The sequence below is a fragment of the Pseudomonas sediminis genome, assembly GCF_039555755.1.
GTDB lineage: Bacteria > Pseudomonadota > Gammaproteobacteria > Pseudomonadales > Pseudomonadaceae > Aquipseudomonas > Aquipseudomonas mendocina_D.
Genome location: NZ_CP154631.1, coordinates 1,131,747 through 1,156,554, shown reverse-complemented (window position 1 = coordinate 1,156,554; position 24,808 = coordinate 1,131,747). Strand labels below are relative to the sequence as shown.

Below are 24,808 nucleotides of genomic sequence, written 5' to 3'. Positions count from 1 at the left end.
GTCATCGGCCTGAGACAAGAACAAGGGTGTGGTGTGATGGCAAACGATGTACTGGTGAGCTTCCGTGGCGTACAGAAGAGCTATGACGGCGAAACGCTGATCGTCAAAGACCTCAACCTGGATATCCGCAAGGGTGAATTTCTGACCCTGCTCGGCCCGTCCGGTTCCGGCAAGACCACCAGCCTGATGATGCTGGCCGGTTTCGAGACGCCGACTGCTGGCGAGATCCTCCTCGATGGCCGCTCGCTGAACAAACTGCCGCCGCACAAGCGCAACATCGGAATGGTGTTCCAGAACTACGCGCTGTTCCCGCACATGACCGTGGCCGAGAACCTGGCCTTCCCGCTGAGCGTGCGTGGCATGTCGCGCACCGATATCAGCGAGCGGGTCAAACGCGCCCTGTCGATGGTGCAGCTCGACAGCTTCCGCAACCGTTACCCCGGCCAGCTTTCCGGTGGTCAGCAGCAGCGTGTGGCCCTGGCCCGTGCGCTGGTGTTCGAGCCGCAGCTGGTACTGATGGATGAACCCCTCGGCGCGCTGGACAAGCAACTGCGCGAACACATGCAGATGGAGATCAAGCACCTGCACCAGCGCCTGGGCGTAACCGTGGTCTACGTCACCCACGATCAGGGCGAGGCGCTGACCATGTCTGACCGCGTGGCCGTGTTCCATCAGGGCGAGATCCAGCAGATCGCCCCGCCGCGCGAACTCTACGAAGCGCCGCACAACACCTTCGTTGCCCAGTTCATCGGCGAGAACAATCGTCTGGCTGGCGAGCTGGTCAGCCGCGATGGCGAGCAGTGCGTGGTGCGCTTGGCGCGCGGTGAGGAAGTGCGCGCCACGGCGGTCAACGTCGGTGCCGTCGGCGAGGCCGTGAGCCTGTCGATTCGTCCCGAGCGCATTCGCCTCAACGGCCACAGCGAGGCCTGCCCGAATCGCTTCTCCGGGCGTATTGCCGAGTTCATCTACCTGGGCGACCACGTGCGCATCCGCATGGAGGTCTGCGGCAAATCCGATTTCTACGTCAAGCAACCCGTGGCCGAGCTCGATCCGGCGCTGGCGGTTGGTGACCTGGTTCCGCTCGGCTGGTCTGTCGAGCATGTCCGCGCGCTGGATCCACTCCACATCGAGTGAGCCTTTCGCGCAGTGCTTCACCTTTACCCCGTAACACAGAGGAGCTGATAAGAATGACGAAATCCCTGAAGCTCGCGGCGTTGGCCCTGGGCGTTAGCTGTGCCATGCCGGCACTGGCGGTGGATCTGACAGCGGTATCCTTCGGCGGCGCGAACAAGGCGGCGCAGGTCAAGGCGTTCTACGAACCCTTCGAGAAGGACACCGGCAACAAGGTGCTGGGCGGCGAATACAACGGTGAAATGGCCAAGGTCAAAGCCATGGTCGATACCCGCAGCGTGAGCTGGGATCTGGTGGAGGTAGAGTCGCCGGAACTGGCCCGCGGTTGTGACGAAGGCCTGTTCGAGGAGCTCGATCCGGCCCAGTTCGGCGATGAGTCCAACTTCATCGACGGCGCCATCCAGCCGTGCGGCGTGGGCTTCTTCGTGTGGTCCACGGTATTGGCCTACAACGCCGACAAACTGAGCGCCGCACCGACCAGTTGGTCCGATTTCTGGGATGTAGCGAAATTCCCGGGCAAACGCGGCCTGCGCAAAGGCGCCAAGTACACCCTGGAATTCGCTCTGATGGCCGACGGCGTGCCGGTCAAGGACGTATACAAGGTGCTGGCCACCAAGGAAGGCCAGGATCGCGCATTCAAGAAGCTCGATGAGCTGAAGCCGAACATCCAGTGGTGGGAAGCTGGCGCCCAGCCGCCGCAGTATCTCGCTTCCGGCGACGTGGTGATGAGCTCGGCCTACAACGGTCGTATCGCTGCCGTGCAGGGCGAGAGCAACCTGCAGGTGGTATGGAACGGCGGTATCTACGACTTCGACTCCTGGGCCATCCCGCGTGGCGCCAAGAATGCTGAACTGGCCAAGGAGTTCATCGCCTACTCGATCAAGCCCGAAGCGCAGAAGACCTACTCGGAGAACATCGCCTACGGTCCGGCCAACAAGCAGGCCATCGATCTGTTGGCGCCGGAGCGTCTCAACCTGATGCCGACCACCCCGGAAAACATCGCCAACCAGGTGGCCATCGACGTGACCTTCTGGGCTGACTACGGCGAGCAGTTGGAGCAGCGTTTCAACGCCTGGGCCGCCCGTTAACCCGTGCGTCGCGCAGCGACGCCTTCCTCGTCCCCTTCTCCTGCGGGAGAAGGTGGCGCATAGCGCCGGATGAGGGGGCGGAGCTGCCCAATCGATCTTTGTCGTATCCCCGAATTTCTGCCGCCAGATGCGGCCTTAGCTTGCGGAGTTGTCCATGGCCGCCGTACTGCCTGCCAATGATTTGCCCGGGCCAAGCCTGAAGCAGCGACTGGCCCGTGCCGAGCGTTTCAATCGCCTGAAATCCAAGGCGCTGATCCTGCCGCTGTTGCTGTTCCTTCTGCTGACCTTCCTGCTGCCCATCGGCGCGTTGCTCATGCGCAGTGTGGACAACCCGGAAGTGGTCGGCAGCCTGCCGCGCACCGTCGAGGCGATTGCTGCCTGGGATGGCCGTGGCCTGCCGGATGAGGCGGTATACCAGGCGATTGCCAGCGATATGCTCGAGGCACGGCGCAATCAGAGCCTTGGCGATCTCTCCAAGCGCCTGAACATGGAGCTGGCGGGCTTCCGTAGCCTGGTCAGCGCGACCGCACGCAAGCTGCCGCTGCGCGAGGAGCCGGCGTCCTACCAGGAGGCCTTCCTTGATATGGATGAGCGCTGGGGCGACCCTGCCTACTGGCAGGTGATCCGCCGCAATGCCTCATCGGTCACGCCTTATTACCTGCTGGCCGCGCTCGATCACCGCATCGACGACCTCGGCGAACTGGCCAAGGCCACGCCGGATCAGGCCATCTATCTGGATATCTTCGCCCGTACCTTCTGGATGAGCCTGGTGATCACCGCCATCTGCCTGGTGCTTGCTTACCCACTGGCTTACCTGCTGGCAAACCTGCCGACGCGGCAGGGCAACCTGCTGATGATTCTGGTGCTGCTGCCGTTCTGGACCTCGATCCTGGTGCGCGTCGCGGCCTGGATCGTGCTCTTGCAGTCCGGAGGGCTGATCAACAGCGCGCTGATATCGCTGGGTATCATCGAGCAACCACTGCAACTGGTGTTCAACCGCAGCGGTGTGTACGTGGCCATGGTCCACATCATGCTGCCGTTCATGATCCTGCCGATCTACAGCGTGATGAAGGGCATCTCGCCCAGCTACATGCGTGCGGCGGTGTCGCTCGGCTGCCACCCGTTCGCCAGCTTCTGGCGGGTGTACTTCCCGCAGACCCTGGCCGGTGTCGGCGCCGGTTGCCTGCTGGTGTTCATTCTGTCGATTGGCTACTACATCACCCCGGCGCTGCTGGGCAGCCCGAACGACCAGATGATCAGCTACTTCGTCGCCTTCTATACCAACACCACCATCAACTGGGGCATGGCCACGGCCCTCGGCGGTCTGCTGCTGGCCGCGACGCTGGTGCTGTACGTGGTGTACAGCTGGCTGGTCGGCGCCAGCAAACTGCGGCTTGGATAAACACGGTCTGCGCAGCAGACCACCTGATGCCCCTCTCCCATTCATGGGAAAGGGTGCCCGAAGGGCGGGGGAGGGTGCTTGTTTCGGCACCACTGCCTCTCGGTAAACGAACTCGGGAGGATGGCGTAAGAAGAGCGCCCTCTCTCCCAACCCCTCTCCCATAAATGTGAGAGGGGAGCTAAACGCTAAATGGAGTCACAGCCATGCTCAGCCCCTACATGTCACCCGTCGAGCGCCTCTGGTACTACGGCCTGCGCATTCTCTGCGGCCTGGTGCTGCTGTTTCTGATCCTGCCGGTGCTGGTGATCGTGCCGCTGTCGTTCAACTCCGGCACCTTTCTGGTCTACCCGCTGCAGGGCTTCTCGCTGCGCTGGTACGAGGACTTCTTCATGTCCGCCGACTGGATGCGTTCGCTGAAGAACAGCCTGATCATCGCCCCGGCCGCCACTCTGCTGGCCATGGTCTTCGGCACCCTGGCGGCCATCGGCCTGACCCGTGGCGAATTCCGTGGCAAGGCGCTGGTGATGAGCCTGCTGATCTCGCCGATGATCGTCCCGGTGGTGATCATCGGTGTCGCCAGCTACCTGTTCTTCGCCCCGCTGGGCATGGGCAACAGCTACCTGTCGCTGATCCTGGTGCATGCCGTGCTCGGCGTGCCGTTCGTGATCATCACCGTGTCGGCCACGCTGCAGGGCTTCAACCACAACCTGGTGCGTGCCGCCGCCAGCCTCGGGGCCTCGCCGCTGACGGCGTTTCGCCGGGTGACCCTGCCGCTGATCGCGCCGGGCGTGATTTCGGGTGCGTTGTTCGCCTTCGCCACCTCGTTCGACGAAGTGGTGGTGACCCTGTTCCTCGCCGGTCCCGAACAGGCCACCCTGCCGCGGCAGATGTTCAGCGGCATCCGCGAGAACCTGTCGCCGACCATCGCTGCCGCCGCCACGCTGCTGATCGGCTTCTCCATCCTGCTGCTGCTGACCCTGGAATGGCTGCGTGGGCGCAGCGAGAAGCTGCGTACTTCAGCGCCGGAATAAATCGCCGCAGCTGCATGTTCAGGGCCTCGCCGGGAAACCAGCGGGGCCTTGTTCGTTTCCGGGCGTAGAATGTGTAGTTTCTCCTTCGTAACAAGGCAGCCAGATGGACTTCGATGATCCCGGTTTTCGTGAGCTGATCGACGCGTTGCACGATGGCGTCTACATCACCGACGCCGATGGCATCACCCTAAAGGTCAACAGTGCCTATGAGCGCCTGACCGGGCTGCGTGCCGAGGACGTCGTCGGCCAGCACATGCAGGCGCTGGTAGAGCAGGGTGTGATCTCGCAGTCGGTGTCCTTGCGTGTGCTCAAGGAAGGCAAGGCGCTGTCGCTGATGCAGAGCGTCAGCCAGGGCAAACGCCTGTTGGTCAGTGGTACGCCGATCTTCGCCGCCGATGGCCGCGTGCGCTACGTGGTCAGTACCGTGCGCGACATGACCGAGCTGCTGCGCATGAAGCACGAGCGTGACGAGCTGCAGCAACTGAAGCAGCTGCGCAACAGCACGGCCAAGCTGCATGCCGGGCAGCGTGACGACCTGCTCGATGCCTCGCCGGTCGCCGACAAGCCCGCTTCGGGGCGCGTCTTCATGCAGGCGCGGCAGGTCGCGGCCAGCGACGTGAAGGTGCTGCTGCAAGGGGAAACCGGCGTCGGCAAGACCCTGATCGCCCAGTACATCCACAAGAGCAGCCCGCGCGCGGCGCAGCCGTTTCTGGCGCTTAACTGCGGTGCGCTGCCGGAGAACCTGATCGAGGCCGAGTTGTTCGGCTATGTGCCGGGCGCATTCACCGGCGCCGGCAGCAAGGGCAAGCGCGGTCTGCTGGAACTGGCGCACCAGGGCACGGTTTTTCTCGATGAGATCGGTGATCTGCCATTGCCGCTGCAGGTCAAGCTGCTCAAGGTGATTGAGGAGAGTCGCTTCATTCCGGTCGGTGGCCTGGAGTTGAAGGAGGTGGATGTACGCATCATCACCGCCACTCACCACGACTTGCGCACGATGGTCGCCGAGGGCCGTTTTCGCGCCGACCTCTACTACCGCCTCAACGTCGTGCCGATCCACATTCCGGCGCTGCGCGAGCGCCCCGAGGAAATTCAGCCGTTGCTGGATTTCTACCTGGCCGATTTCAATCAGCGTTATGGTCGAGTGCTGAGCTGGGAGCTCGAGGCGCTCGACGCGCTGACCGACTACGCCTGGCCCGGCAACATCCGTGAGCTGATCAATCTGGTCGAGCGCCTGGTAGTGACCAGCAGTGGTGAACGCATCGAACTGTGCGATCTGCCGGAGGAAATGCGCGTTGCTCGCAGCGATGTCGACGACCTGCTGCCATTGCGCAAGCAGGTGGAGAACCTCGAGCGGCGCCTCATCCGCCGTGCGCTGATGCAGCACAAGACCACCCGTGAAGCGGCCAAGGTGCTCGGTCTGAGCCAGGCGACGCTGGTGCAGAAAATGAAGCGCTGGGAGCAGGGTTGATTGGAAAATGGATCGTAAAAGGCTCATCTGATTGGTTTTCTGATCAAGCGCAACCCGCTGCGCGCTGTGACAAATCGACGCAAGCCTTCTAACTCGCTGCTTTCAGCGAGCTGGCACAGGATTGGCTATAGCAAGCCCCGAACCCGTTCAGCATAACAACGCATAAGGGGCCTGCTGATGAACACTGCCGCATTTAAGATCGCCAACAAGCTGCTGACCGGCCAAGGGGCCGTGGAGCAACTGGCGCTCGAACTGCCTCGATTGAATATCACCAATCCGCTGATCGTTACCGACGCCATCCTGATCAAGTCCGGTACGGTCGAGCATGTCCTCAAGCAACTCGGTGAGCGCCGCTATGGCATCTATGACGGTGTCGAGCCGGAGCCGGAGATCGCCATCGTCGAAGCCTGCGCCAAGGTCTACCGCGACGGCGGTCACGATGGCCTGATCGGTGTCGGTGGCGGCAGCGCCATCGACATCGCCAAGGCGGTGGCTGGCTATGTCGGGCATGACGGTGCATTGGAAGAGTTGTTCGGCGTCGATCAGATCAAGCGTAAAGGCCCGCCGCTGATTGCCATTCCGACCACTGCTGGCACCGGCTCGGAAGTGACCAACGTGTCGATCCTTTCTGACAAGAAGGCGCAGCTGAAAAAGGGCATCGTCAGCGACTACCTGCTGCCCGACGTGGCCCTGGTCAGTCCGCTGATGACCCTGACCTGCCCCCGTGGCGTGACCGCCGCCAGTGGCGTCGATGCATTGGTGCACGCGGTGGAGTCCTACCTGTCGGTCAATGCTTCGCCGATCACCGACGCCCTGGCCATTGGCGCCATCAAGCTGATCGCCAAGGCGCTGCCCAAGGCCTATGCCAATCCGGCTGACCTGCTCGCTCGCGAAGATATGGCGACCGCCAGCCTGATGGCCGGCATGGCCTTCGGTAATGCCGGCGTGGGTGCGGTGCATGCGCTGGCGTATCCCCTTGGCGGACGTTTCAACATCGCTCATGGCGTCAGCAATGCCTTGCTGCTGCCTTACGTGATGGCCTGGAACAAGCTGGCCTGCGTCGAGCGCATGGCCGAGATCGCTGCTGCTCTCGGTGTGCAACCCCATGGCCTGAGCGACAAGGCCGCCGCCGACCTGGCCGTCGAGGCCATGGCCGAGCTGTGCGCCAGCGTCGACATTCCCAAGGGCATGCGCAGCTTCGGCGTGCCGGAAGACGCCATCCCGGCTATGGCCGAGGAAGCGAGCAAGATCGATCGACTGATGCGCAACAATCCGCGGCGCCTGACGGCTGGCGACATCGAACAGATCTACCGCGCTGCCTACTGATTACCGCAACGAAGATGAAAGGCCCCAGGGTGCTGGGGCCGGCTGAAATACAACTCTAATAAAGCTGGGTGACTCAAATGTCCGAACTGCATCAACAAGACCTTGGTGTGGAAGCCCCCTACTGGCCGGTGGGGCCATTCAAGGTGCGTCTGCCTTTCATTCATTACCGCTTCGAGATCTCCGACTACATGCAGGGCCTGCTCATGTGCGCGGTGGATCTGGCGGCGATTCCGCTGATGACCGAGTTCCTCGGCATGCCCTTCGAGGTGGCGCTGGCAGTTGTCATGCTCAATGGCCTGCTGTACCTGACTCACCATTTGCTGGGCGATCCGGTCGTTCCGGGCTGGATCACCCCGGCGATCCCACTGCTGATGGCCTACTGCAGCCAGTTCCCGGAGGGCCCGGAGCGGGTGCATGCGCTGATTGCCTTCCAGTTGATGCTAGGGGTGTTCTCGATAGGCCTGGGTATGACGGGCATGGCGCGCAAGGTAGTGTCATTGGTGCCCTCTGCGCTCAAGGCCGGCATCATCATGGGCGCCGGCCTTAGCGCGGTGGTGACGGTATTCAAGGAAGGCGGTCGCTTCGACAGCTTCCCCTGGACCATTTCCATCGCCATCGGCATCGCTTTTTACCTGGTGTTTTCCATCCATTTTCAGGAGCTGAAGAAGCGCAACCGCTTCTGGTGGAATTTCGCCAAGCTGGGCATCTTCCCGATCATCCTGCTGGCGGTGATCGTCGCGCCGATTTTCGGCGAGGCACCCTGGCCTAGCATCGAGTGGGGCATCAGCCAGCCGGACTTCGTCACCCTGTGGAACGAATACACCGTGTTCGGCCTCGGCATGCCGCCACTGATGATGTTCGTCACCGCCATCCCCACGGTGTTCGCCGCCTATCTGGTGGTGTTCGGCGACGTGCTTGGCGCCAAGGCAATCCTCGGCGAAGCCGACCATGTACGGCGTGACGAGAAGGTCGACTTCAACCCCAACCGCTCGCACCTGATCTTTGGCGGTCGCAATGCCTTCATGAGCATCTTCGGACCGGACGTGGCCATGTGTGGTCCGCAATGGTCGGCCATGCAGGTGGTAATCACCGAGCGCTTCAAGGGTGGCGCCAAAGCGATGAAGTCGATCTACGGTGGGGTTGGCTCGTTCCGTTGGGGCACCAATACCGGCCTGCTGTTGTTGCCGGTGGTGACGCTGGTGCAGCCGATTCTCGGTGTGGCGCTGGCACTGACCCTGCTGATCCAGGGCTACGTGAGCGTACGCCTGGGCATCATGGAGGCGCGCAGCCAGCGTGACCTGGGCATCGCCGGGGTGATCGGCGCAGTGCTTGCGATCAAGGGCGCCGGCTGGGCCTTCGCCATCGGCGTTGGCCTGTGTGCGCTGATCTACGGAGCACGGATGTTCCGCGGCGAGAACGACCAGACCTTCACCAAGGATCTGCCGCCAGCCGAGTGAGGCCTTCAATCCCTAATTCAGCCGAGGGGATCTCCTCCCTCGGCAGCAGGAGAAAAATCATGCAACTGAACGATCCCGATCTGCTGCGCCATCAGGCCTATATCGACGGCCAGTGGTGTGACGCCAGCAATGGCGATGTGACTGAAATCTTCAACCCTGCCAACGGCGAGTCGCTGGGCGTCGTGCCGAACATCGGTGGCGCGCAGACCCGTCAGGCCATCGAGGCGGCGCAGGCTGCCCAACCCGCCTGGCGTGCGCTGACGGCCAAGGAGCGCGCGGCGCGGCTGCGCAAATGGTACGAGTTGATGCTGGCCAACCAGGAGGATCTGGCGCGGATCATGACGGCCGAGCAGGGCAAGCCGCTGACCGAGGCCCGTGGCGAAGTGCTTTACGCGGCATCCTTCATCGAGTGGTTCGCCGAAGAGGCCAAGCGCGTCTACGGCGACACCATTCCCGGCCATCAGCCGGACAAGCGCCTGATCGTGACCAAGGAGCCCATTGGCGTGACCGCGGCCATCACGCCCTGGAACTTCCCGGCGGCGATGATCACCCGCAAGGCCGGTCCGGCATTGGCCGCTGGCTGCGCCATGGTGCTCAAGCCGGCGCCGCAGACACCGTTCAGTGCGCTGGCGCTGGCGGTGCTGGCCGAGCGCGCGGGCATCCCGGCCGGGCTGTTCAGCGTACTGCCGGCCGATGCCGAGCGTTCCCGCGAAGTCGGCGCCGAGCTGTGCGCCAACCCCATCGTGCGCAAGCTGTCGTTCACCGGTTCCACCGGCGTCGGCATCAAGCTGATGGAGCAATGCGCTCCGACCCTGAAGAAACTTTCGCTGGAACTGGGCGGCAATGCGCCGTTCATCGTTTTCGAAGACGCCGATCTCGACGCAGCGGTCGAAGGCGCGCTGGTGGCCAAGTACCGTAATGCTGGGCAGACCTGCGTCTGCGCCAATCGCCTGTATGTACACGATGCCGTCTACGAAGCCTTTGCTGAAAAACTGGCCGCGGCTGTGGCCAAACTGCGGGTTGGCCCGGGTGATGAAGCAGGCGTGGTCATTGGCCCGTTGATCGACGGCAATGCCGTGGCCAAGGTGCAGGCTCATCTGGCCGATGCGCTGGAGAAGGGCGCCAAGGTGCTGCAGGGCGGTAAGGCGCACGCGTTGGGCGGGCATTTCTTCGAGCCCACGGTCATCACGGGCGTCACCGTGGATATGCGCGTGGCCCGTGAAGAGACCTTCGGCCCGCTGGCGCCACTGTTCCGCTTCAGCGACGAAACCGAGGTGGTGCGTCAGGCCAACGACACCGAGTTCGGCCTGGCCGGCTACTTCTATACCCGCGATCTGGGTCGCACCTTCCGTGTAGCCGAAGCGCTGGAGTACGGGATGGTTGGTATCAATACCGGGCTGATCTCCAACGAAGTGGCGCCATTTGGCGGTATGAAGGCTTCAGGGCTGGGCCGCGAAGGCTCCAAGTACGGTCTGGATGAGTACCTGGAGATCAAGTACCTCTGCCTCGGCGGTATCTGAATCAGGTCGCTATTGTGGGAGGGGCTTTAACCGCGACCGGCTTGGCACAAAGCCAGGCGCTCGCCGCTAAAGCGCCTCCCACGGTCCCTGTTCTGTCTCCTGCGCTTGTCGATCAAGGGCTCTACAGCCGCTACAATGCGCGCCACCGTGACCCAAGCCCTTAGAGGTGCGCCATGCAACCCTTCGCCATCGCCCCGTCGATCCTTTCCGCCGACTTCGCCCGCCTGGGTGAGGAAGTGGACAACGTGCTCGCCGCCGGGGCGGACATCGTCCACTTCGATGTCATGGACAACCATTACGTGCCCAACCTGACCATCGGCCCGATGGTCTGCTCGGCGCTGCGCAAGTACGGCATCACCGCGCCCATCGACGCGCACCTGATGGTCAAGCCGGTGGATCGCATCATCGGCGACTTCATCGAGGCTGGCGCGTCGTACATCACATTCCACCCTGAAGCGTCCGAGCACATCGACCGTTCGCTGCAACTGATCAAGGCCGGCGGCGCCAAGGCGGGCCTGGTGTTCAACCCGGCTACCCCGCTGGACGTGCTCAAGTACGTGATGGACAAGGTCGACATGATCCTGCTGATGAGCGTCAACCCCGGTTTCGGCGGGCAGAAGTTTATCCCCGGCACCCTCGACAAGCTGCGTGAAGCCCGCGCGCTGATCGACGCCAGCGGCCGCGAGATCCGCCTGGAGATCGACGGCGGCGTCAACGTGCAGAACATCCGCGAGATCGCCGAGGCGGGCGCCGACACCTTCGTTGCCGGTTCGGCGATCTTCAACCAGCCGGACTACAAGGCGGTGATCGATGCCATGCGCGCCGAATTGGCCCAGGTGCGTGGATGAAACCGCTGCGCGCGCTGTGCGCCGGTGAGCTGCCGCGCCTGGTGATGTTCGACCTGGATGGCACGCTGATCGACTCCGTGCCGGACCTGGCCGAAGCCGTCGACCGCATGCTGGTCGAAATGGGGCGTGCACCTGCTGGCGTTGAAAAGGTCCGTGACTGGGTCGGCAATGGCGCACGGGTGTTGGTGCGCCGTGCCCTGGCCGGTGGTCTGGATCACGCCGCCGTGGGTGAAGCCGAGACGGAAGAGGCGCTGGCGCGCTTTCTCGATATCTACGCCGACTGCCACAATCTGACCGCGCTCTATCCCGGTGTGCACGAGCTGCTCGAGGCGCTCAGCACTGCAGCCGTGGAACTGGCGGTGGTGACCAACAAGCCGGAGCGTTTCGTCGCGCCGTTGCTGGAACAGGTGGGTCTCGGCGGTTATTTCCGCTGGATCATCGGCGGCGATACCCTGCCACAGCAGAAGCCGGACCCTGAGGCGCTGCTGCAGGTGATGCATCTGGCTGGGGTCGAGGCGGCGCAGTCGCTGTTCATCGGCGACTCGCGCAACGACGTGCTGGCCGCGCGCGCTGCGGGCGTACCGTGCATCGCAGTGAGCTACGGCTATAACCATGGCCGGCCGATTGCCGAAGAAAAACCGGGGCTGGTAGTCGATAGTCTCGCCGAACTGCTCTGATAGTTGCTTAGCCCGAGCGGCTGCGCTACCGTGGCCGCTCTCCTTATTCCCCCGCCTGTCGAGATCGCACCGTGGTGGTTAGCTGCAAACTCTGGATGAAAGTGATCAAGGCCCTGGCCCGTTGGCGCTGGCGCGCCTGATCTCGTCCTGCCGCCGCTGCGCGGCCCGTTTGCACCCGACCGTTTACCCCGAGCCATGAGGCTGATCATGACCCATGAAGAATTCCTGCGTTTAGCCGCTGAAGGCTACAATCGCATTCCGCTTGCCTGCGAAACCATCGCCGACTTCGACACGCCGCTGTCGATCTACCTGAAACTGGCCGATGCGCCCAACTCCTACCTGCTGGAGTCCGTGCAGGGCGGCGAAAAATGGGGCCGTTACTCGATCATCGGCCTGCCGGCGCGCACCGTGCTGCGTGTGCACGGTCATGACGTAGTGATCACCACCGACGGCGTCGAAGTCGAGCGCCACGAATGTGCCGATCCGCTGGCCTTCGTCGAGCAGTTCAAGGCGCGTTACAAGGTGCCGACCATTGCTGGTTTGCCGCGCTTCAATGGCGGCCTGGTCGGCTACTTCGCCTACGACAGCGTGCGTTACGTCGAGCCCAAACTGGCCGCGGGGGTGAACCCCGATGCGCTGGGCACGCCGGACATCCTGCTCAACGTCTCCGATGCCGTGGTGGTGTTCGATAACCTGGCCGGCAAGATGCACGCCATCGTGCTGGCCGATCCGGCTGAGAGCGACGCCTTCGAGCGTGGTCAGACGCAGTTGCAGGACATCCTGCACAAGCTGCGTCAGCCGTTTACCCCGCGCCTGGGTGTGGATCTGAACAAGCCGGCAGGCGCGGAGCCGGCGTTCCGCTCCAGCTTCAGCCGCGAGGATTACGAACGCTCGGTCAGCGCCATCAAGGATTACATCCTCGCTGGCGACTGCATGCAGGTGGTGATTTCCCAGCGCATGTCGATTCCGTTCAAGGCCGCGCCCATCGACCTGTACCGTGCGCTGCGCTGCATCAACCCGACGCCGTACATGTACTTCTTCAACTTCGGCGACTTCCACGTCGTCGGCTCGTCGCCGGAAGTGCTGGTGCGCGTCGAAGACAACCTGGTCACCGTGCGGCCCATCGCCGGCACTCGCCCGCGCGGCGCCACCGAGGAGCAGGACCTGGCGCTGGAAGAAGATCTGCTGGCCGATGCCAAGGAAGTCGCCGAGCACCTGATGCTCATCGACCTGGGCCGCAACGATACTGGGCGCGTCTCGGAAATCGGCTCGGTGAAACTGACCGAGAAGATGGTCATCGAGCGCTACTCCAACGTCATGCACATCGTTTCCAACGTCACCGGCGAGCTGAAAAAAGGCCTGACTTCGATGGACGCCCTGCGCGCCATCCTGCCGGCCGGCACCCTGTCCGGTGCGCCGAAGATCCGCGCGATGGAAATCATCGACGAGCTGGAGCCGGTCAAACGCGGCGTCTATGGCGGCGCGGTCGGTTACTACGCCTGGAACGGCAACATGGACACCGCCATCGCCATCCGCACCGCGGTGATCAAGGACGGCGAACTGCACGTGCAGGCCGGCGCCGGCATCGTCGCCGACTCGGTGCCCGCGCTGGAGTGGGAAGAAACCCTGAACAAGCGCCGCGCCATGTTCCGCGCCGTTGCGCTCGCCGAACAGACTGCCGTCCAGCCCCAGGAATAAGAGGAGCCGTACCATGCTTTTGATGATCGATAACTACGACTCCTTCACCTACAACGTCGTGCAGTACCTGGGTGAGCTGGGCGCCGATGTGCACGTGATTCGCAACGACGAACTGAGCATCGCCGAAATCGAAGCGCTCAAGCCCGAGCGCATCGTCGTCTCGCCCGGCCCGTGCACGCCGACCGAAGCGGGGGTATCCATCGAGTCCATCCTGCATTTCGCCGGCAAGCTGCCGATCCTCGGCGTCTGCCTTGGCCATCAGAGCATCGGCCAGGCCTATGGCGGCGACGTGGTGCGCGCGCGCCAGGTGATGCATGGCAAGACCAGCCCGGTGTTCCATGAGGACAAGGGCGTGTTCGCCGGCCTCAACAACCCGCTCACTGTGACCCGCTATCATTCCCTGGTGGTCAAGCGCGAAACCCTGCCGGATTGCCTGGAAATCACTGCCTGGACGCAGCATGAAGACGGCTCGGTCGACGAGATCATGGGCCTGCGCCACAAGACCCTGAACATCGAGGGTGTGCAGTTCCACCCCGAGTCCATCCTCACCGAGCAGGGCCACGAACTGTTCGCCAACTTCCTCAAGCAGACCGGAGGCGTGCGCGTATGAACATCAAGGAAGCCCTCAACCGCATCGTCGCCCAACTCGATCTGACCACCGAGGAAATGCAGGCGGTCATGCGCGAGATCATGACCGGCCAATGCACAGACGCGCAGATCGGCGCTTTCCTCATGGGCATGCGCATGAAGAGCGAGACCATCGACGAGATCGTCGGTGCCGCCAGCGTCATGCGTGAGCTGGCTGCACCGGTGGTGATCGACGCCGAGCGCCTGGTCGACACCTGCGGCACCGGCGGCGATGGCATGAACATCTTCAACGTCTCCACTGCGGCGGCTTTCGTCGTTGCTGCGGCGGGCGGCAAGGTGGCCAAGCACGGCAATCGTGCGGTCTCCGGCAAGAGCGGCAGTGCCGATCTACTGGAAGCCGCCGGTGTCTACCTGGGGCTCAAGCCGGAGCAGGTGGCGCGCTGCGTGGAAAGCGTCGGGGTCGGTTTCATGTTCGCCCCGTCTCATCACGGCGCGATGAAACATGCCATTGGTCCGCGCCGCGAGCTGGGCCTGCGCACCATCTTCAATATGCTCGGCCCGATGACCAATCCGGCTGGCGCCAAGCATCAGGTCATCGGCGTATTCAGCCAGGCACTGTGCCGGCCGATGGCCGAAGTGCTGCAGCGCCTGGGTAGCGAGCACGTGCTGGTGGTGCATGCGCAGGACGGTCTGGACGAGATCAGTCTGGCTGCGCCGACTTTCGTCGCCGAGCTCAAGGACGGCAAGGTCAGCGAGTACCGTATCCAGCCCGAGGATTTCGGCATCAAGAGCCAGAGCCTGATCGGTCTGACCGTCGACAACGCCGAGCAGTCGCTGGAGCTGATCCGCGACGCCCTGGGCCGACGCAAGACCGACAATGGCCAGAAGGCTGCCGACATGATCGTGCTCAATGCTGGCGCCGCACTCTATGCTGCTGACCATGCCAGCAGCCTGCGCGAAGGCATGCAACTGGCGCATGACGCCCTGCATACCGGCCTGGCGCGTGAGAAGCTGGAAGAACTGGTGTCCTTTACCGCGGTATTCAAACAGGAGAACGAAGGGTGAGCGTACCAACCGTATTGGAGAAGATCGTCGCCCGTAAGTTCGAGGAAGTGGCGGCGCGCCGTGCCCAGGTCAGCCTGGCCGAGGTCGAGGCCGCTGCGCGCAGTGCCGATGCACCGCGAGGTTTTGCCCGCGCACTGCTGGAACAGGCTGCACGCAAGCAACCGGCGGTGATCGCCGAGATCAAGAAGGCCTCGCCGAGCAAGGGCGTGCTGCGCGCCGACTTCGTCCCGGCCGATATCGCCCGCAGCTACGAGGCCGGTGGCGCCACCTGCCTGTCGGTGCTGACCGATATCGATTTCTTCCAGGGCGCCGACCAGTACCTGCAGCAAGCCCGCGCGGCCTGTGCGCTGCCGGTGATCCGCAAGGACTTCATGGTCGATCCTTACCAGATCGTCGAGGCCCGTGCGCTCGGCGCCGATTGCGTGCTGCTGATCGTCTCCTGCCTGGATGACGTGCGCATGGCCGAATTGGCCTCGGTGGCCAAGGAGGTCGGCCTCGACGTGCTGGTCGAGGTGCATGATGGCGCCGAGCTGGAGCGGGCGCTGAATACGTTGGACACACCATTGGTGGGGATCAACAACCGCAACCTGCATACCTTCGATGTCAGTCTGGAAACCACCCTCGACCTGCTGCCACGCATTCCGCGTGACCGCCTGGTGGTCACCGAGAGTGGCATTCTCAATCGCGCCGATGTCGAGCTGATGGAGATCAACGAGGTCTACGCCTTCCTGGTCGGCGAAGCCTTCATGCGCGCGGAAAGTCCCGGCAGTGAATTGCAGCGCCTGTTCTTTCCCGAGCGCGGACGGCCAGCCGTGATCGGCACCGATCCCGAATAGCACGCATGAAAAAGCCGGCGATCAAGCCGGCTTTTTTTTGGGCTGGTTTCAGCGGGTGCCGAAGACCACCATGGTCTTGCCTTTGACGTGCACCAGGCCCTGTTCCTCCAGCGACTTGAGTACACGGCCGACCATCTCGCGCGAGCAGCCGACGATGCGGCCGATTTCCTGACGGGTGATCTTGATCTGCATGCCATCCGGATGGGTCATGGCATCTGGCTGCTTACACAGGTCGAGCAGAGTGCGCGCGACGCGGCCGGTGACATCGAGGAAGGCCAGGTCGCCGACCTTGCGCGTGGTATTGCGCAGGCGCTCGGCCATCTGGCTACCGAGGGCGAAGAGAATTTCAGGGTCTTGCTGAGTCAGTTCGCGGAACTTGGCGTAGCTGATTTCCGCTACTTCGCATTCGGTCTTGGCGCGCACCCAGGCGCTGCGTTCTTTCTCTGAACCATCCTTCTCGAACAGCCCCATCTCGCCGAAAAAATCGCCAGAGTTCAGATAGGCGATGATCATTTCACGCCCGTCGTCGTCCTCGATGAGGATGGTGACCGAGCCCTTGACGATGAAGAACAGGGTTTCGCAGCGATCACCTGCATAGATGATGGTGCTTTTGGCGGTGTAACGACGGCGATGACAGTGCGCGAGAAGCTTGTCGAGGTTCTTGATTTTAGGTGTAAGGGTAATAGCAACCATGCCCGAGTCCCGAATATGAAAAATGAAGGCCTTTGTCCAACGGCAATTTCTTATTTGTTATCCAGCAAGTGTGCCAGCAATCCGACGTCAGCTTAACAGACATGCTATGAGTGGGGTCTTTTTTGCGACCTAGGTAACATAACCCGGCGGAACTTTAGCGTAATCGGCGCACATCGGACTGCCGCCCGGCTGTGCTAATCTGCCGGACTTTTCCACTCTGGGAGCCAAGAACGATGAAAGCGCGTGTGCAATGGGCCGGTGAAGCTCTGTTCCTCGGCGAGTCCGGTAGTGGCCATGCCGTGGTGATGGACGGCCCGCCCGATGCCGGTGGGCGTAACCTTGGTGTTCGGCCGATGGAGATGCTGTTGATTGGCCTCGGTGGCTGCAGCAACTTCGATGTGGTCAGCATTCTGCGCAAGGGCCGCCAGCCGGTAGAAAGCTGCGAAGTGTTCCTCGATGCCGAGCGTGCAGGCGAGGAGCCCAAGGTGTTCACCAAGATCCACCTGCACTTCGTGGTCAAGGGCCGTGGGCTGAAAGAGGCTCAGGTGAAGCGGGCGGTGGAACTGTCGGCGGAGAAGTACTGCTCGGCCTCGATCATGCTGGGCCGTGCCGGTGTGGACATCAGTCACGACTACGAAATCGTCGAGCTGGGCTGAGGCCCGCTGGAAATGACGAGGGCGCCGCTTGGCGCCCTCGTTCGTTTCAGATGCGGTAGGTGCTCTTGGTCATGACCTTCGACAGCAAGGTCATGCCGAACTTGACTGGTGCCGGGAAACGCACGCCGCCGGCTGCCATGGCGCTGTTGGCATGTTGCTGTTCGTCGACGCGCATCTGCTCGAGGATGGCGCGCGACTTGGTGTCGTGCTCGGGTAATTGTTCCAGATGCTCATCCAGGTGTTTGCACACCTGATCTTCAGTGGCGGCGACGAAGCCCAGGCTGACGCGATCACTGACCAGGCCGGCGACGGCGCCCACACCGAAGGACAGGCCATAGAACAGCGGGTTCAGCACGCTCGGGTGGCTGCCCAGTTCGCGGATGCGCTGCTCGCACCAGGCCAGGTGGTCGATTTCCTCGTCGGCCGCATGCTCCATGGCACTGCGTACTTCCGGCAGTTTGGCGGTCAGCGCCTGACCCTGATAGAGCGCCTGGGCGCAGACCTCGCCGGTGTGGTTGATGCGCATCAGGCCGGCTACGTGGCGCGACTCCTCGCTGCTCAGCTCGCTGTCGTTCTGCACGATGGCGGGCGAGGGGCGGCCCGAGGCACCGCTGAATGGCAGCAGCGTGCGCAGCGCGGCATCGGCTTGCAGCAGCAGGCGGTCGACGGGGGAATACTGGCGTTCGCTGGCCATAAGGCACCTCCAGAAGAAACAACCTGACTAGTTTACTGCAAAGTCGCCAGATCGTCCGCGCTCAGGGCAGCTCGCGCAGCACGCGAAACCCCAGCGCATAGTCGCGGTGATGCGGTTGCTTGAGGTCGCGCATGCTGCTGCGCAGATAGACCGGGCCGCTGTTCCAGGCGCCGCCGCGCACTACGCGCGGGCTGTTGTCGAGCAAGCTGGCACTCTGCGTTTCGCTACCATCGAAGCGCTGGGTGAAGTTCGAGGCCGTCCATTCCCAGACATTGCCCGCGGTGTCATGCAAGCCGAAGCCGTTGGCCGGGAACTGGCCGACGGCTGCCGTCTTGTTGCGTAACAGGCGCGAGCTGGCGCAGCCGCGGCAGTGAGCGCGTGGCGCCTGCTCGCTACTGTCGAGCTGGTCGCCCCACCAGTAGTAGCTCTGGCTGCCGCCACGCGCTGCATACTCCCATTCGGCTTCGGTCGGCAGGCGATAGCGCGCGCCCGTCTCGCGTGACAACCACTGGGTGTAGGCGTGAGCGTCGCGCCAGGACACATGAATCACCGGGCGTTGCGCCGAAAGGCCCCAGCCCTCGTTGTCAGGCATGGGCAATTCGTTGGCGTCGGCGTACTTCTGCCAGTCGGCGAAGGTGACCTCGTAGCGGCCGATGGCGAACGGTTGATCGAACGCAATCGCCCGTGGCGGGCGCTCGTTGTCATTGCCACGACCGCTGGCATCGCCCATACGAAACTCGCCAGCCGGAATCACCACCATCTCGGGGCCTCTGGCACCGCTGGGCAACGGGTCGCTGATGGTTTCGATGGCGACGGCCGGCAGGTTAACCAGCAGGCCTGCTGCGATGGCCATGGATACTGTGACGTGACGCGCGTTCAGCACTTGCACGGCGTGATGCCTCCGGCGACGATCTGCGTGTTCAGGCGGCCCATGCTGTAAGTTCTCGATTCTGTTAAACCGCGGATGGTAACCCTGCGTGCCTGGCTGGCCAAATCTCACAAGGAGTCGGTGTTGAAGAACGATATTCATGATCTTGGGCTGGTGCTGGACTCCAAGGTCAAGCTGGTGGTGATCGAGTCCTGGGACGAGCTGCGCGTGCTGGAAACCCTGACCGGTTTGGCGATCAAGCGTGGTCTCGGCCTGCATACCTGGTCAGTGACCGAGGGCCTGCAGCGGCTGGGCTTCGGTGGCGCGTCGGTGGACGAGTCACCGACCCTTGAGCCGGAAGCAGCGCTGCGCATGATCAAGGCCGATCTGCAGCCGAACCTCTACGTGATGTGCGACCTGCATCCCTTCCTTGATGACAACCCCAGGCTGGTGCGCTTGCTCAAGGAAATCGCCATGAGCGAGGCAGCGCACAAGCCGACGCTGGTGCTGGTTTCACATGCGCTCAAACTGCCTGCTGAAGTGCAGCGTTTCGCGGCACGTTTCAGTCTCGCGCTGCCGTCGGAAGACGAACTGCTGGGCATCGTACGTGACGAGGCGACGCGTTGGAGCGAGGGCAATCGCGGCGCCCGCGTGCGCACCGATAACCGCACGCTGCAGCAGGTGGTGAAGAATCTGCGCGGCCTGAGCCATGCCGAGGCACGCGCGCTGGCGCGCAACGTGATCTGCGACGACGGCGCGATCACTCAGGAAGACATCCCTGAACTGAACAAGACCAAGTTCCAGCTGCTGGATCTGGAGGGCGTGCTCAGCTTCGAATACGACACCGCACGCTTCGCCGAAGTCGGTGGATTGGTCAACCTCAAGCGCTGGCTGGCTGAACGTCAGGCTGGCTTTCTCGAGGGCAAGCTCCTCGATGCGCCGAAAGGCGTGATGCTGGTCGGGGTACAGGGTGGCGGCAAGAGCCTGGCGGCCAAGGCAGTGGCCGGACTCTGGGGCTTGCCGCTACTGCGTCTGGATTTCGCCTGCCTGTACAACAAGTTCTTCGGCGAGACCGAGCGCAACCTGCGCGAGGCGCTGCGTCTGGCCGAACAGATGGCACCCTGCGTGCTGTGGATGGACGAGGTGGAAAAAGGGCTTGCCAGTGGCGACCACGATGGCGGCGTGAGCCAACGAGTACTTGGCACCCTGCTGACCTGGATGGCCGAGCGTAAGGCGCCAGTGTTCGTGGTGGCCACGGCCAATGCCATCGACCGTCTGCCGCCGGAACTGGTCCGCAAGGGGCGCTTCGACGAGCTGTTCTTCGTCGACTTGCCCAGTGCCGAGGTGCGGGCCGACATCTTCCGTATCCACCTGCAGCGCCGTGAACTGGAACCAGACACCTTCGATCTCGCGCAACTGGCTGCTGCCAGCGAGGGCTACTCGGGTGCCGAGATCGAGCAGGCGGTGGTCAGCGCGCTCTACGCTGGTCAGGCGCAGCAGCAGGCGGTCGATCAGGGCTTGCTGCTACGCGCACTACAAAGCACGGCGCCGCTGTCGGTGGTGATGGCCGAGCGATTGATGGCGCTGCGGGAGTGGGCCGATGGGCGGACGGTCAATGCCGGCTGAACAGCCAATCAGGCGCCGGTGAAGGGACGGGTCAGGCGACCACTGAGCTTGCGCACCAGCCAGCGCGGTCCGAGGCGTGGGCTCAGGGCCAGCAGGCGGTTGCGCCAGCCGGGAATGATGATGGCGCGGTTCTTTTCCAGTGCGCGAACCGTGATCAGCGCGACTTCCTCGGCGCTCATCATCAGCTTGCTGCCGGCGATCCGCGCGACGTCCATCTGCGCGGCGCGGAAGAAGGCGCTGTGGGTCGGGCCAGGGCAGAGTACTGATACACGCACGCCGCGGCCTCTCAGCTCCTCGCGCAAACCCTCGGAAAAATTCAGTACATAGGCCTTGCTGGCGTAGTAGCTGCTCATCCAGGGGCCGGGCTGAAAGGCCGCGACCGAGGCGACGTTGAGAATCTGCCCGCTGCCGTGCTCGGCCATGCGCTGACCGAGTGCGTGACACAGGCGGGTCAACGCCAGCACGTTGACTTCCAGTTGCTCCAGCTCGCGACTCCAGTCCTGCTCCAGGAACGAGCCTGCGCAGCCAAGGCCGGCGTTGTTCACCAGCAGATCGACGTGCCACTGGCCTTCCTCAAGCTCCAGCAACAGGCCGGACAGTTGCAGCGGCTCGCTCAGGTCGCAGAGTCGAAACAGCACCTCGACGCCGAAGCGCTGGGCCAGCTCGCAGGCGATGCTTTCCAGCGCATCACGCCGGCGCGCCACCAGGATCAGGTTGCGCCCCCGGCGTGCCAGGGCTTCGGCCAAGGCCAGGCCAATGCCGCTGGACGCGCCGGTGATCAATGCATAGCTGCGCATGGTCGGGAATTACTGCTCCTGATACTCGGCGGCGCGCTCGACATAGCCCTGATACTGGGGAATGGCGATGGCGGCGACGATGCCGCTGATGGGGATGAGCAGGAACAACCAGGCCAGTACCTTGACTGCGGTGCTGTTGGGGGGCGGTGGCGGGCCGTAGCGGTTGACGCCTTGAGTGCCCGGGATGATCAGCATCAGCAGGGCGAATACGCTGCCGACCACCGGGATCAGGTGCACCAGCAGCAACCAGCCGGACCAACCGATATCATGCAGACGCTGCACGCCGATGAAGATACCGATCACCACCGCGGCAATACTGACGATGCCCAGCGCCAGCATGGCCAGGGTCGAGGACATCGCTGCAATGCCGGTACCGATCAACATGATCGGGATGAAGCACAGTGTCATCGCCATCAGCCAGCCCAGATAACGTACGCGGCCGATCCGGCCGCTGACGCCGAGGACCTTGAGTTCGGAGTACTGTGGCAATTGCTCGGCGACATTCGCCTGTGGCGGCGCATAGGGCGAGGCAGTCGCTACGACGGGAGCCGCGGCTGGAGCAACTTCGGCCAGTTGAGCCTGACGGGCGAGATATTTCTCGATGATGATGCCGCAGGCGGAACACTCAGCAGACTTGGCTTGCTCATGGCCGCATTTAGGGCAGGTCATGTGAGTGCTGATGGGGGAGGACGCAGCCACTTCTTCAGGTGCGGTCTCCTGATGATCATCCGTAGGCACCAGGCTCAGGCTGGCGGCCTGATCCAGCTCCATGCGCACGTTGGCACCCGCCTTCTGCAGGGCGCTGAGGTACTGCCCTGCCTCGCTTTCGCTCAGATCACGCTTGAGCGCCACCGGCGTTCCATTGAACAGACCGTCGATACGAGCAAGGTCGCTCTTGAACAGGCGTGCCAGGTTTGTCTTGACCATTTCCAATGACGCCTCGGGCATCAGTTGGCCGTCGAACACGATCTTGTAACGCGGTGGGTTCATGCGAGCTTCCTTGTCGGCGGGAAGGGTGGGGGAGCAAAGTGCCCGGTCAATGCAGGCGAGGCATAAGCCTAGAGTGCCGCGAGGCCAATATACAAGCGGCCTGAAGCGCCATGGGCAGGCATTTTTCAGGCATTGCCTATTGTGCTCCAGCGGCCGACCAGTTGGCCGCGGCGTAGTAGACGTATTTCGCTGAAATCACCCAACACACCTTCGCTGATCGCTGGGCGCAGAAATACCCAGTCGTTGCTCGTCAGTTGTGTACCGTTACCACCGATCAGGCGCTCTTGATTGGCGCTGCGGCCATACAGGTCGTCGTAGTCGAGCCCTGCAGGTGAAACAGGCTGCGCCGGCCAGCGACCGCCGTAGAGGTAGTAGGCATGCTCGCGGTTGGGGTTCCAGGCACTGATCATAGGTTGCAGCGGTTGCAGATAGGGCAGGGCGCCGTCGACCGCCTTGAGCACGGGGCTGGCTATCCACAGGGCTGGCTGATGCTCCGCCAGCAGTGGCGTGTCGAACTCCGCGGGCTTGAGCAGGGCTGAACCAACAGCGACTTCATTGAGCGAAGTCTCCTGCTGGCTGTGCAGCGGGTAGGTCAGGCTGCCAGCACCGTTGAGCAGCGGCTTTGCCGGCCAAAGATCGCTGAATTGCTGGGCGCTGCTGATGAATAGTCGATAGCGCTCATCGGTCTCGCTGAATGCGCGTAACTGGTTCTGCCAGGGCGGGCTGTGCGCGACGTGCGCGTCATAACCCATCAGCCCTTGCAGTCGCAGTGCCGGCTGCTGGCGAAGCAGCTGCAGCGCCTGAGCCAATGCCTGCGGCGTAGCGAAACCGCCACGCTCCAGGCCAACGTCGATTTCCAGCGCGATGCGCAGCGGTCGCCCCAGCGCCTTGGCCAGCTCACTGTACTGCGCCAGGCGTTGCTGGCTGTCGATCAGCCAGGTCACCTGGTGGTCGGGATCGAAATCCAGATGGTGCGCAAGCTGGCGATAGAAGTTCAGGGCTGCAGCTACCGGCAAAGGTTTGCCAAGCAGCAGATCGCCCTGTGGAAAACTCCTGGCCAGGCGATTGAGCTGTGGCTGATGAAAGACCATGAAACGCTGGGTCTGCAGGCGCTTGGCCAGGTATTCCAGCAGGCCGGTGCTGGACAGCGACTTGGCGACCAGGCGCAGCTGGAGGCGGTCGCCCAGCCTTGCGGCCAGCAGGTCGGCGTTGGCGTCTAGTCGATCAAGGTCGAGCAGCAGGGTCGGAATGCCCTCGCTATCGCGCTGCAACTGCCGGTTGAGCTCGGCGAAGTAGGCGTCATGCTGGCGACCGCGATCAGTTGGGCGCAGCGCCCAACCGCCGAGTAGGCCGAGCGCGCTCAGACCGAGCAGGTGGCGGCGTTTCATCGCGGCCAGTATTGCCCCAACTGCTGGCTGCGCGTCAGTGCGGCGCGATATTCGCGGTCGAGGCGCGCTATCAGCTCCTGCACCGATGGCAGGTCGTCAATGCCACCGACCCCCTGGCCGGCCGACCAGACGGTCTTCCAGGCCTTGGCTTCTTCATCCATCGGCTTGAGCTTCTCGCCGTAGTTGATATCGGCCTTGTTCTGCAACTGCTTCAAGTCGTAGCCGGCCTGTTCCAGGCTCTGGCGCATGAAGCTTGCCGGCACACCGGACACAGCCGGCGTATGGATGATATCGGCGGCCCGGGCACCGAGAATCATGTGCTTGTAGTCTTCGGAGGCATTGTTTTGCTGGGTGGCGATAAAGCGGGTCCCCATATAGGCCAGGTCGGCACCGAGCAGTTGTGCCGCGAGGATCTCGTGGCCGTGGTTGAGGCAGCCTGACAGCAGCACGGTCTTGTCGAAGAATTGACGAATCTCGGCCAGCAGGGCAAAGGGGCTCCAGGTGCCGGCGTGGCCGCCCGCGCCAGCTGCCACGGCGATCAGGCCATCCACGCCAGCCTCGGCAGCTTTTTCGGCATGGCGGCGGGTTGTCACGTCATGGAACACCAGGCCTCCATAGCTATGCACGGCATCGACCACTTCCTTCACCGCGCCCAGGCTGGTGATGACGATCGGTACGCGGCGTTCGACGCAGATGGCCAGATCCGCCTGCAGGCGCGGGTTGCTGTCATGCACGATCAAGTTGACGGCGTAGGGTGCGGCGTTGGTCGCCAGGCTGGCTTCGATCTCGTCGAGCCAGGCGGCGAAACCGGCGCTCTCGCGCTGGTTCAGCGCCGGAAAGCTGCCGACAATGCCGCTGTTGCAGCAGGCACTGACCAGCGCCGGGTCGGATACCAGAAACATCGGTGCAGCTACCAAGGGCAGGCGCAGGCGTTCTTCGAGCAGGGCAGGCAGAGACATGG

General features: G+C 63.1%; 22 protein-coding genes and 1 pseudogene. 16 read left to right on the top strand and 7 right to left on the bottom strand.

The annotated features are described in order from the left end of the window. Window positions 1-36: 36 nt before the first annotated feature. The 14 genes and pseudogenes from AAEQ75_RS05610 (at window position 37) to trpC (ending at window position 16,135) form a co-directional block, all read left to right on the top strand. Window positions 37-1,134 (top strand): ABC transporter ATP-binding protein, encoded by a 1,098-nt coding sequence (locus AAEQ75_RS05610; RefSeq protein WP_343351097.1) that lies wholly within the window; start codon window positions 37-39, stop codon window positions 1,132-1,134. 53 nt (window positions 1,135-1,187) lie between these two features. Continuing rightward, window positions 1,188-2,219 carry an ABC transporter substrate-binding protein gene (locus AAEQ75_RS05605; RefSeq protein WP_343351096.1) on the top strand — a complete coding sequence of 344 codons (1,032 nt, stop codon included), beginning with the start codon at window positions 1,188-1,190 and terminating at the stop codon, window positions 2,217-2,219. 154 nt (window positions 2,220-2,373) lie between these two features. Then, the gene (locus AAEQ75_RS05600; protein WP_106733189.1) at window positions 2,374-3,621 is read left to right on the top strand and encodes an ABC transporter permease; all 1,248 of its coding nucleotides are present in this window, start codon (window positions 2,374-2,376) and stop codon (window positions 3,619-3,621) included. 203 nt (window positions 3,622-3,824) lie between these two features. After that, complete coding sequence (locus AAEQ75_RS05595; protein WP_108234882.1) at window positions 3,825-4,652, top strand: ABC transporter permease; 828 nt, start codon at window positions 3,825-3,827, stop codon at window positions 4,650-4,652. Between the two features lie 103 nt (window positions 4,653-4,755). Beyond that, a complete protein-coding gene (locus AAEQ75_RS05590) occupies window positions 4,756-6,120 on the top strand; it encodes a sigma-54 interaction domain-containing protein (protein ID WP_343351095.1) in 1,365 nt (454 codons plus the stop codon). A gap of 177 nt (window positions 6,121-6,297) precedes the next feature. Continuing rightward, the gene (locus tag AAEQ75_RS05585; RefSeq protein WP_343351094.1) at window positions 6,298-7,446 is read left to right on the top strand and encodes an iron-containing alcohol dehydrogenase; all 1,149 of its coding nucleotides are present in this window, start codon (window positions 6,298-6,300) and stop codon (window positions 7,444-7,446) included. Window positions 7,447-7,523: 77 nt separating this feature from the next. Further along, window positions 7,524-8,903, top strand: coding sequence for a membrane protein (locus AAEQ75_RS05580; protein ID WP_017675656.1), 1,380 nt, complete (start codon window positions 7,524-7,526; stop codon window positions 8,901-8,903). Between the two features lie 59 nt (window positions 8,904-8,962). Further along, window positions 8,963-10,423, top strand: a complete 1,461-nt coding sequence (gabD, locus tag AAEQ75_RS05575) for an NADP-dependent succinate-semialdehyde dehydrogenase (protein ID WP_343351093.1) — start codon at window positions 8,963-8,965, stop codon at window positions 10,421-10,423. A 173-nt stretch (window positions 10,424-10,596) separates the two neighbouring features. Beyond that, window positions 10,597-11,271, top strand: a complete 675-nt coding sequence (gene rpe, locus AAEQ75_RS05570) for a ribulose-phosphate 3-epimerase (protein ID WP_013717380.1) — start codon at window positions 10,597-10,599, stop codon at window positions 11,269-11,271. Then, window positions 11,268-12,088, top strand: a pseudogene (locus AAEQ75_RS05565) (phosphoglycolate phosphatase). Before rpe ends, AAEQ75_RS05565 begins: the two are co-directional and overlap by 4 nt. Before the next feature lie 67 nt (window positions 12,089-12,155). Further along, window positions 12,156-13,646: an anthranilate synthase component I gene (gene trpE, locus AAEQ75_RS05560; RefSeq protein WP_343351092.1), complete on the top strand. Its 1,491-nt coding sequence runs from the start codon at window positions 12,156-12,158 to the stop codon at window positions 13,644-13,646. Between the two features lie 13 nt (window positions 13,647-13,659). Then, window positions 13,660-14,256 (top strand): aminodeoxychorismate/anthranilate synthase component II, encoded by a 597-nt coding sequence (locus tag AAEQ75_RS05555; RefSeq protein ID WP_296233826.1) that lies wholly within the window; start codon window positions 13,660-13,662, stop codon window positions 14,254-14,256. Beyond that, on the top strand, window positions 14,253-15,299 hold the full coding sequence (trpD, locus tag AAEQ75_RS05550) for an anthranilate phosphoribosyltransferase (protein WP_343351091.1): 1,047 nt from the start codon (window positions 14,253-14,255) through the stop codon (window positions 15,297-15,299). Before AAEQ75_RS05555 ends, trpD begins: the two co-directional genes overlap by 4 nt. Further along, window positions 15,296-16,135: an indole-3-glycerol phosphate synthase TrpC gene (gene trpC / locus AAEQ75_RS05545; protein WP_343351090.1), complete on the top strand. Its 840-nt coding sequence runs from the start codon at window positions 15,296-15,298 to the stop codon at window positions 16,133-16,135. The genes trpD and trpC overlap by 4 nt, the downstream gene beginning before the upstream one ends. Before the next feature lie 48 nt (window positions 16,136-16,183). On the opposite strand, the gene crp is transcribed toward trpC, so the two are convergent. After that, window positions 16,184-16,828 (bottom strand): cAMP-activated global transcriptional regulator CRP, encoded by a 645-nt coding sequence (gene crp, locus AAEQ75_RS05540; protein WP_017675648.1) that lies wholly within the window; start codon window positions 16,826-16,828, stop codon window positions 16,184-16,186. Window positions 16,829-17,061: 233 nt separating this feature from the next. Here crp and AAEQ75_RS05535 point away from each other — a divergent pair, with 233 nt between their 5' ends. After that, window positions 17,062-17,484, top strand: coding sequence for an OsmC family protein (locus tag AAEQ75_RS05535; RefSeq protein ID WP_017675647.1), 423 nt, complete (start codon window positions 17,062-17,064; stop codon window positions 17,482-17,484). A gap of 46 nt (window positions 17,485-17,530) precedes the next feature. On the opposite strand, the gene coq7 is transcribed toward AAEQ75_RS05535, so the two are convergent. Beyond that, window positions 17,531-18,178: a 2-polyprenyl-3-methyl-6-methoxy-1,4-benzoquinone monooxygenase gene (gene coq7, locus AAEQ75_RS05530; RefSeq protein ID WP_099525810.1), complete on the bottom strand. Its 648-nt coding sequence runs from the start codon at window positions 18,176-18,178 to the stop codon at window positions 17,531-17,533. 61 nt (window positions 18,179-18,239) lie between these two features. After that, a complete protein-coding gene (locus tag AAEQ75_RS05525) occupies window positions 18,240-19,067 on the bottom strand; it encodes a formylglycine-generating enzyme family protein (protein WP_343351089.1) in 828 nt (275 codons plus the stop codon). 123 nt (window positions 19,068-19,190) lie between these two features. Here AAEQ75_RS05525 and AAEQ75_RS05520 point away from each other — a divergent pair, with 123 nt between their 5' ends. Beyond that, window positions 19,191-20,672, top strand: a complete 1,482-nt coding sequence (locus tag AAEQ75_RS05520; RefSeq protein ID WP_343351088.1) for an AAA family ATPase — start codon at window positions 19,191-19,193, stop codon at window positions 20,670-20,672. An 8-nt stretch (window positions 20,673-20,680) separates the two neighbouring features. On the opposite strand, the gene AAEQ75_RS05515 is transcribed toward AAEQ75_RS05520, so the two are convergent. From AAEQ75_RS05515 to AAEQ75_RS05500, 4 genes are all read right to left on the bottom strand, one after another. Beyond that, window positions 20,681-21,469 (bottom strand): SDR family NAD(P)-dependent oxidoreductase, encoded by a 789-nt coding sequence (locus tag AAEQ75_RS05515; protein WP_343351087.1) that lies wholly within the window; start codon window positions 21,467-21,469, stop codon window positions 20,681-20,683. 9 nt (window positions 21,470-21,478) lie between these two features. After that, window positions 21,479-22,459, bottom strand: a complete 981-nt coding sequence (locus AAEQ75_RS05510; protein WP_343351086.1) for a DUF805 domain-containing protein — start codon at window positions 22,457-22,459, stop codon at window positions 21,479-21,481. Between the two features lie 125 nt (window positions 22,460-22,584). Continuing rightward, window positions 22,585-23,847 carry an alanine racemase gene (locus AAEQ75_RS05505; protein WP_343351085.1) on the bottom strand — a complete coding sequence of 421 codons (1,263 nt, stop codon included), beginning with the start codon at window positions 23,845-23,847 and terminating at the stop codon, window positions 22,585-22,587. Further along, entirely contained in the window at window positions 23,844-24,806 is a 963-nt protein-coding gene (locus AAEQ75_RS05500) for an NAD(P)H-dependent flavin oxidoreductase (protein ID WP_343351084.1), read from the bottom strand. Before AAEQ75_RS05500 ends, AAEQ75_RS05505 begins: the two co-directional genes overlap by 4 nt. Window positions 24,807-24,808 lie beyond the last annotated feature (2 nt).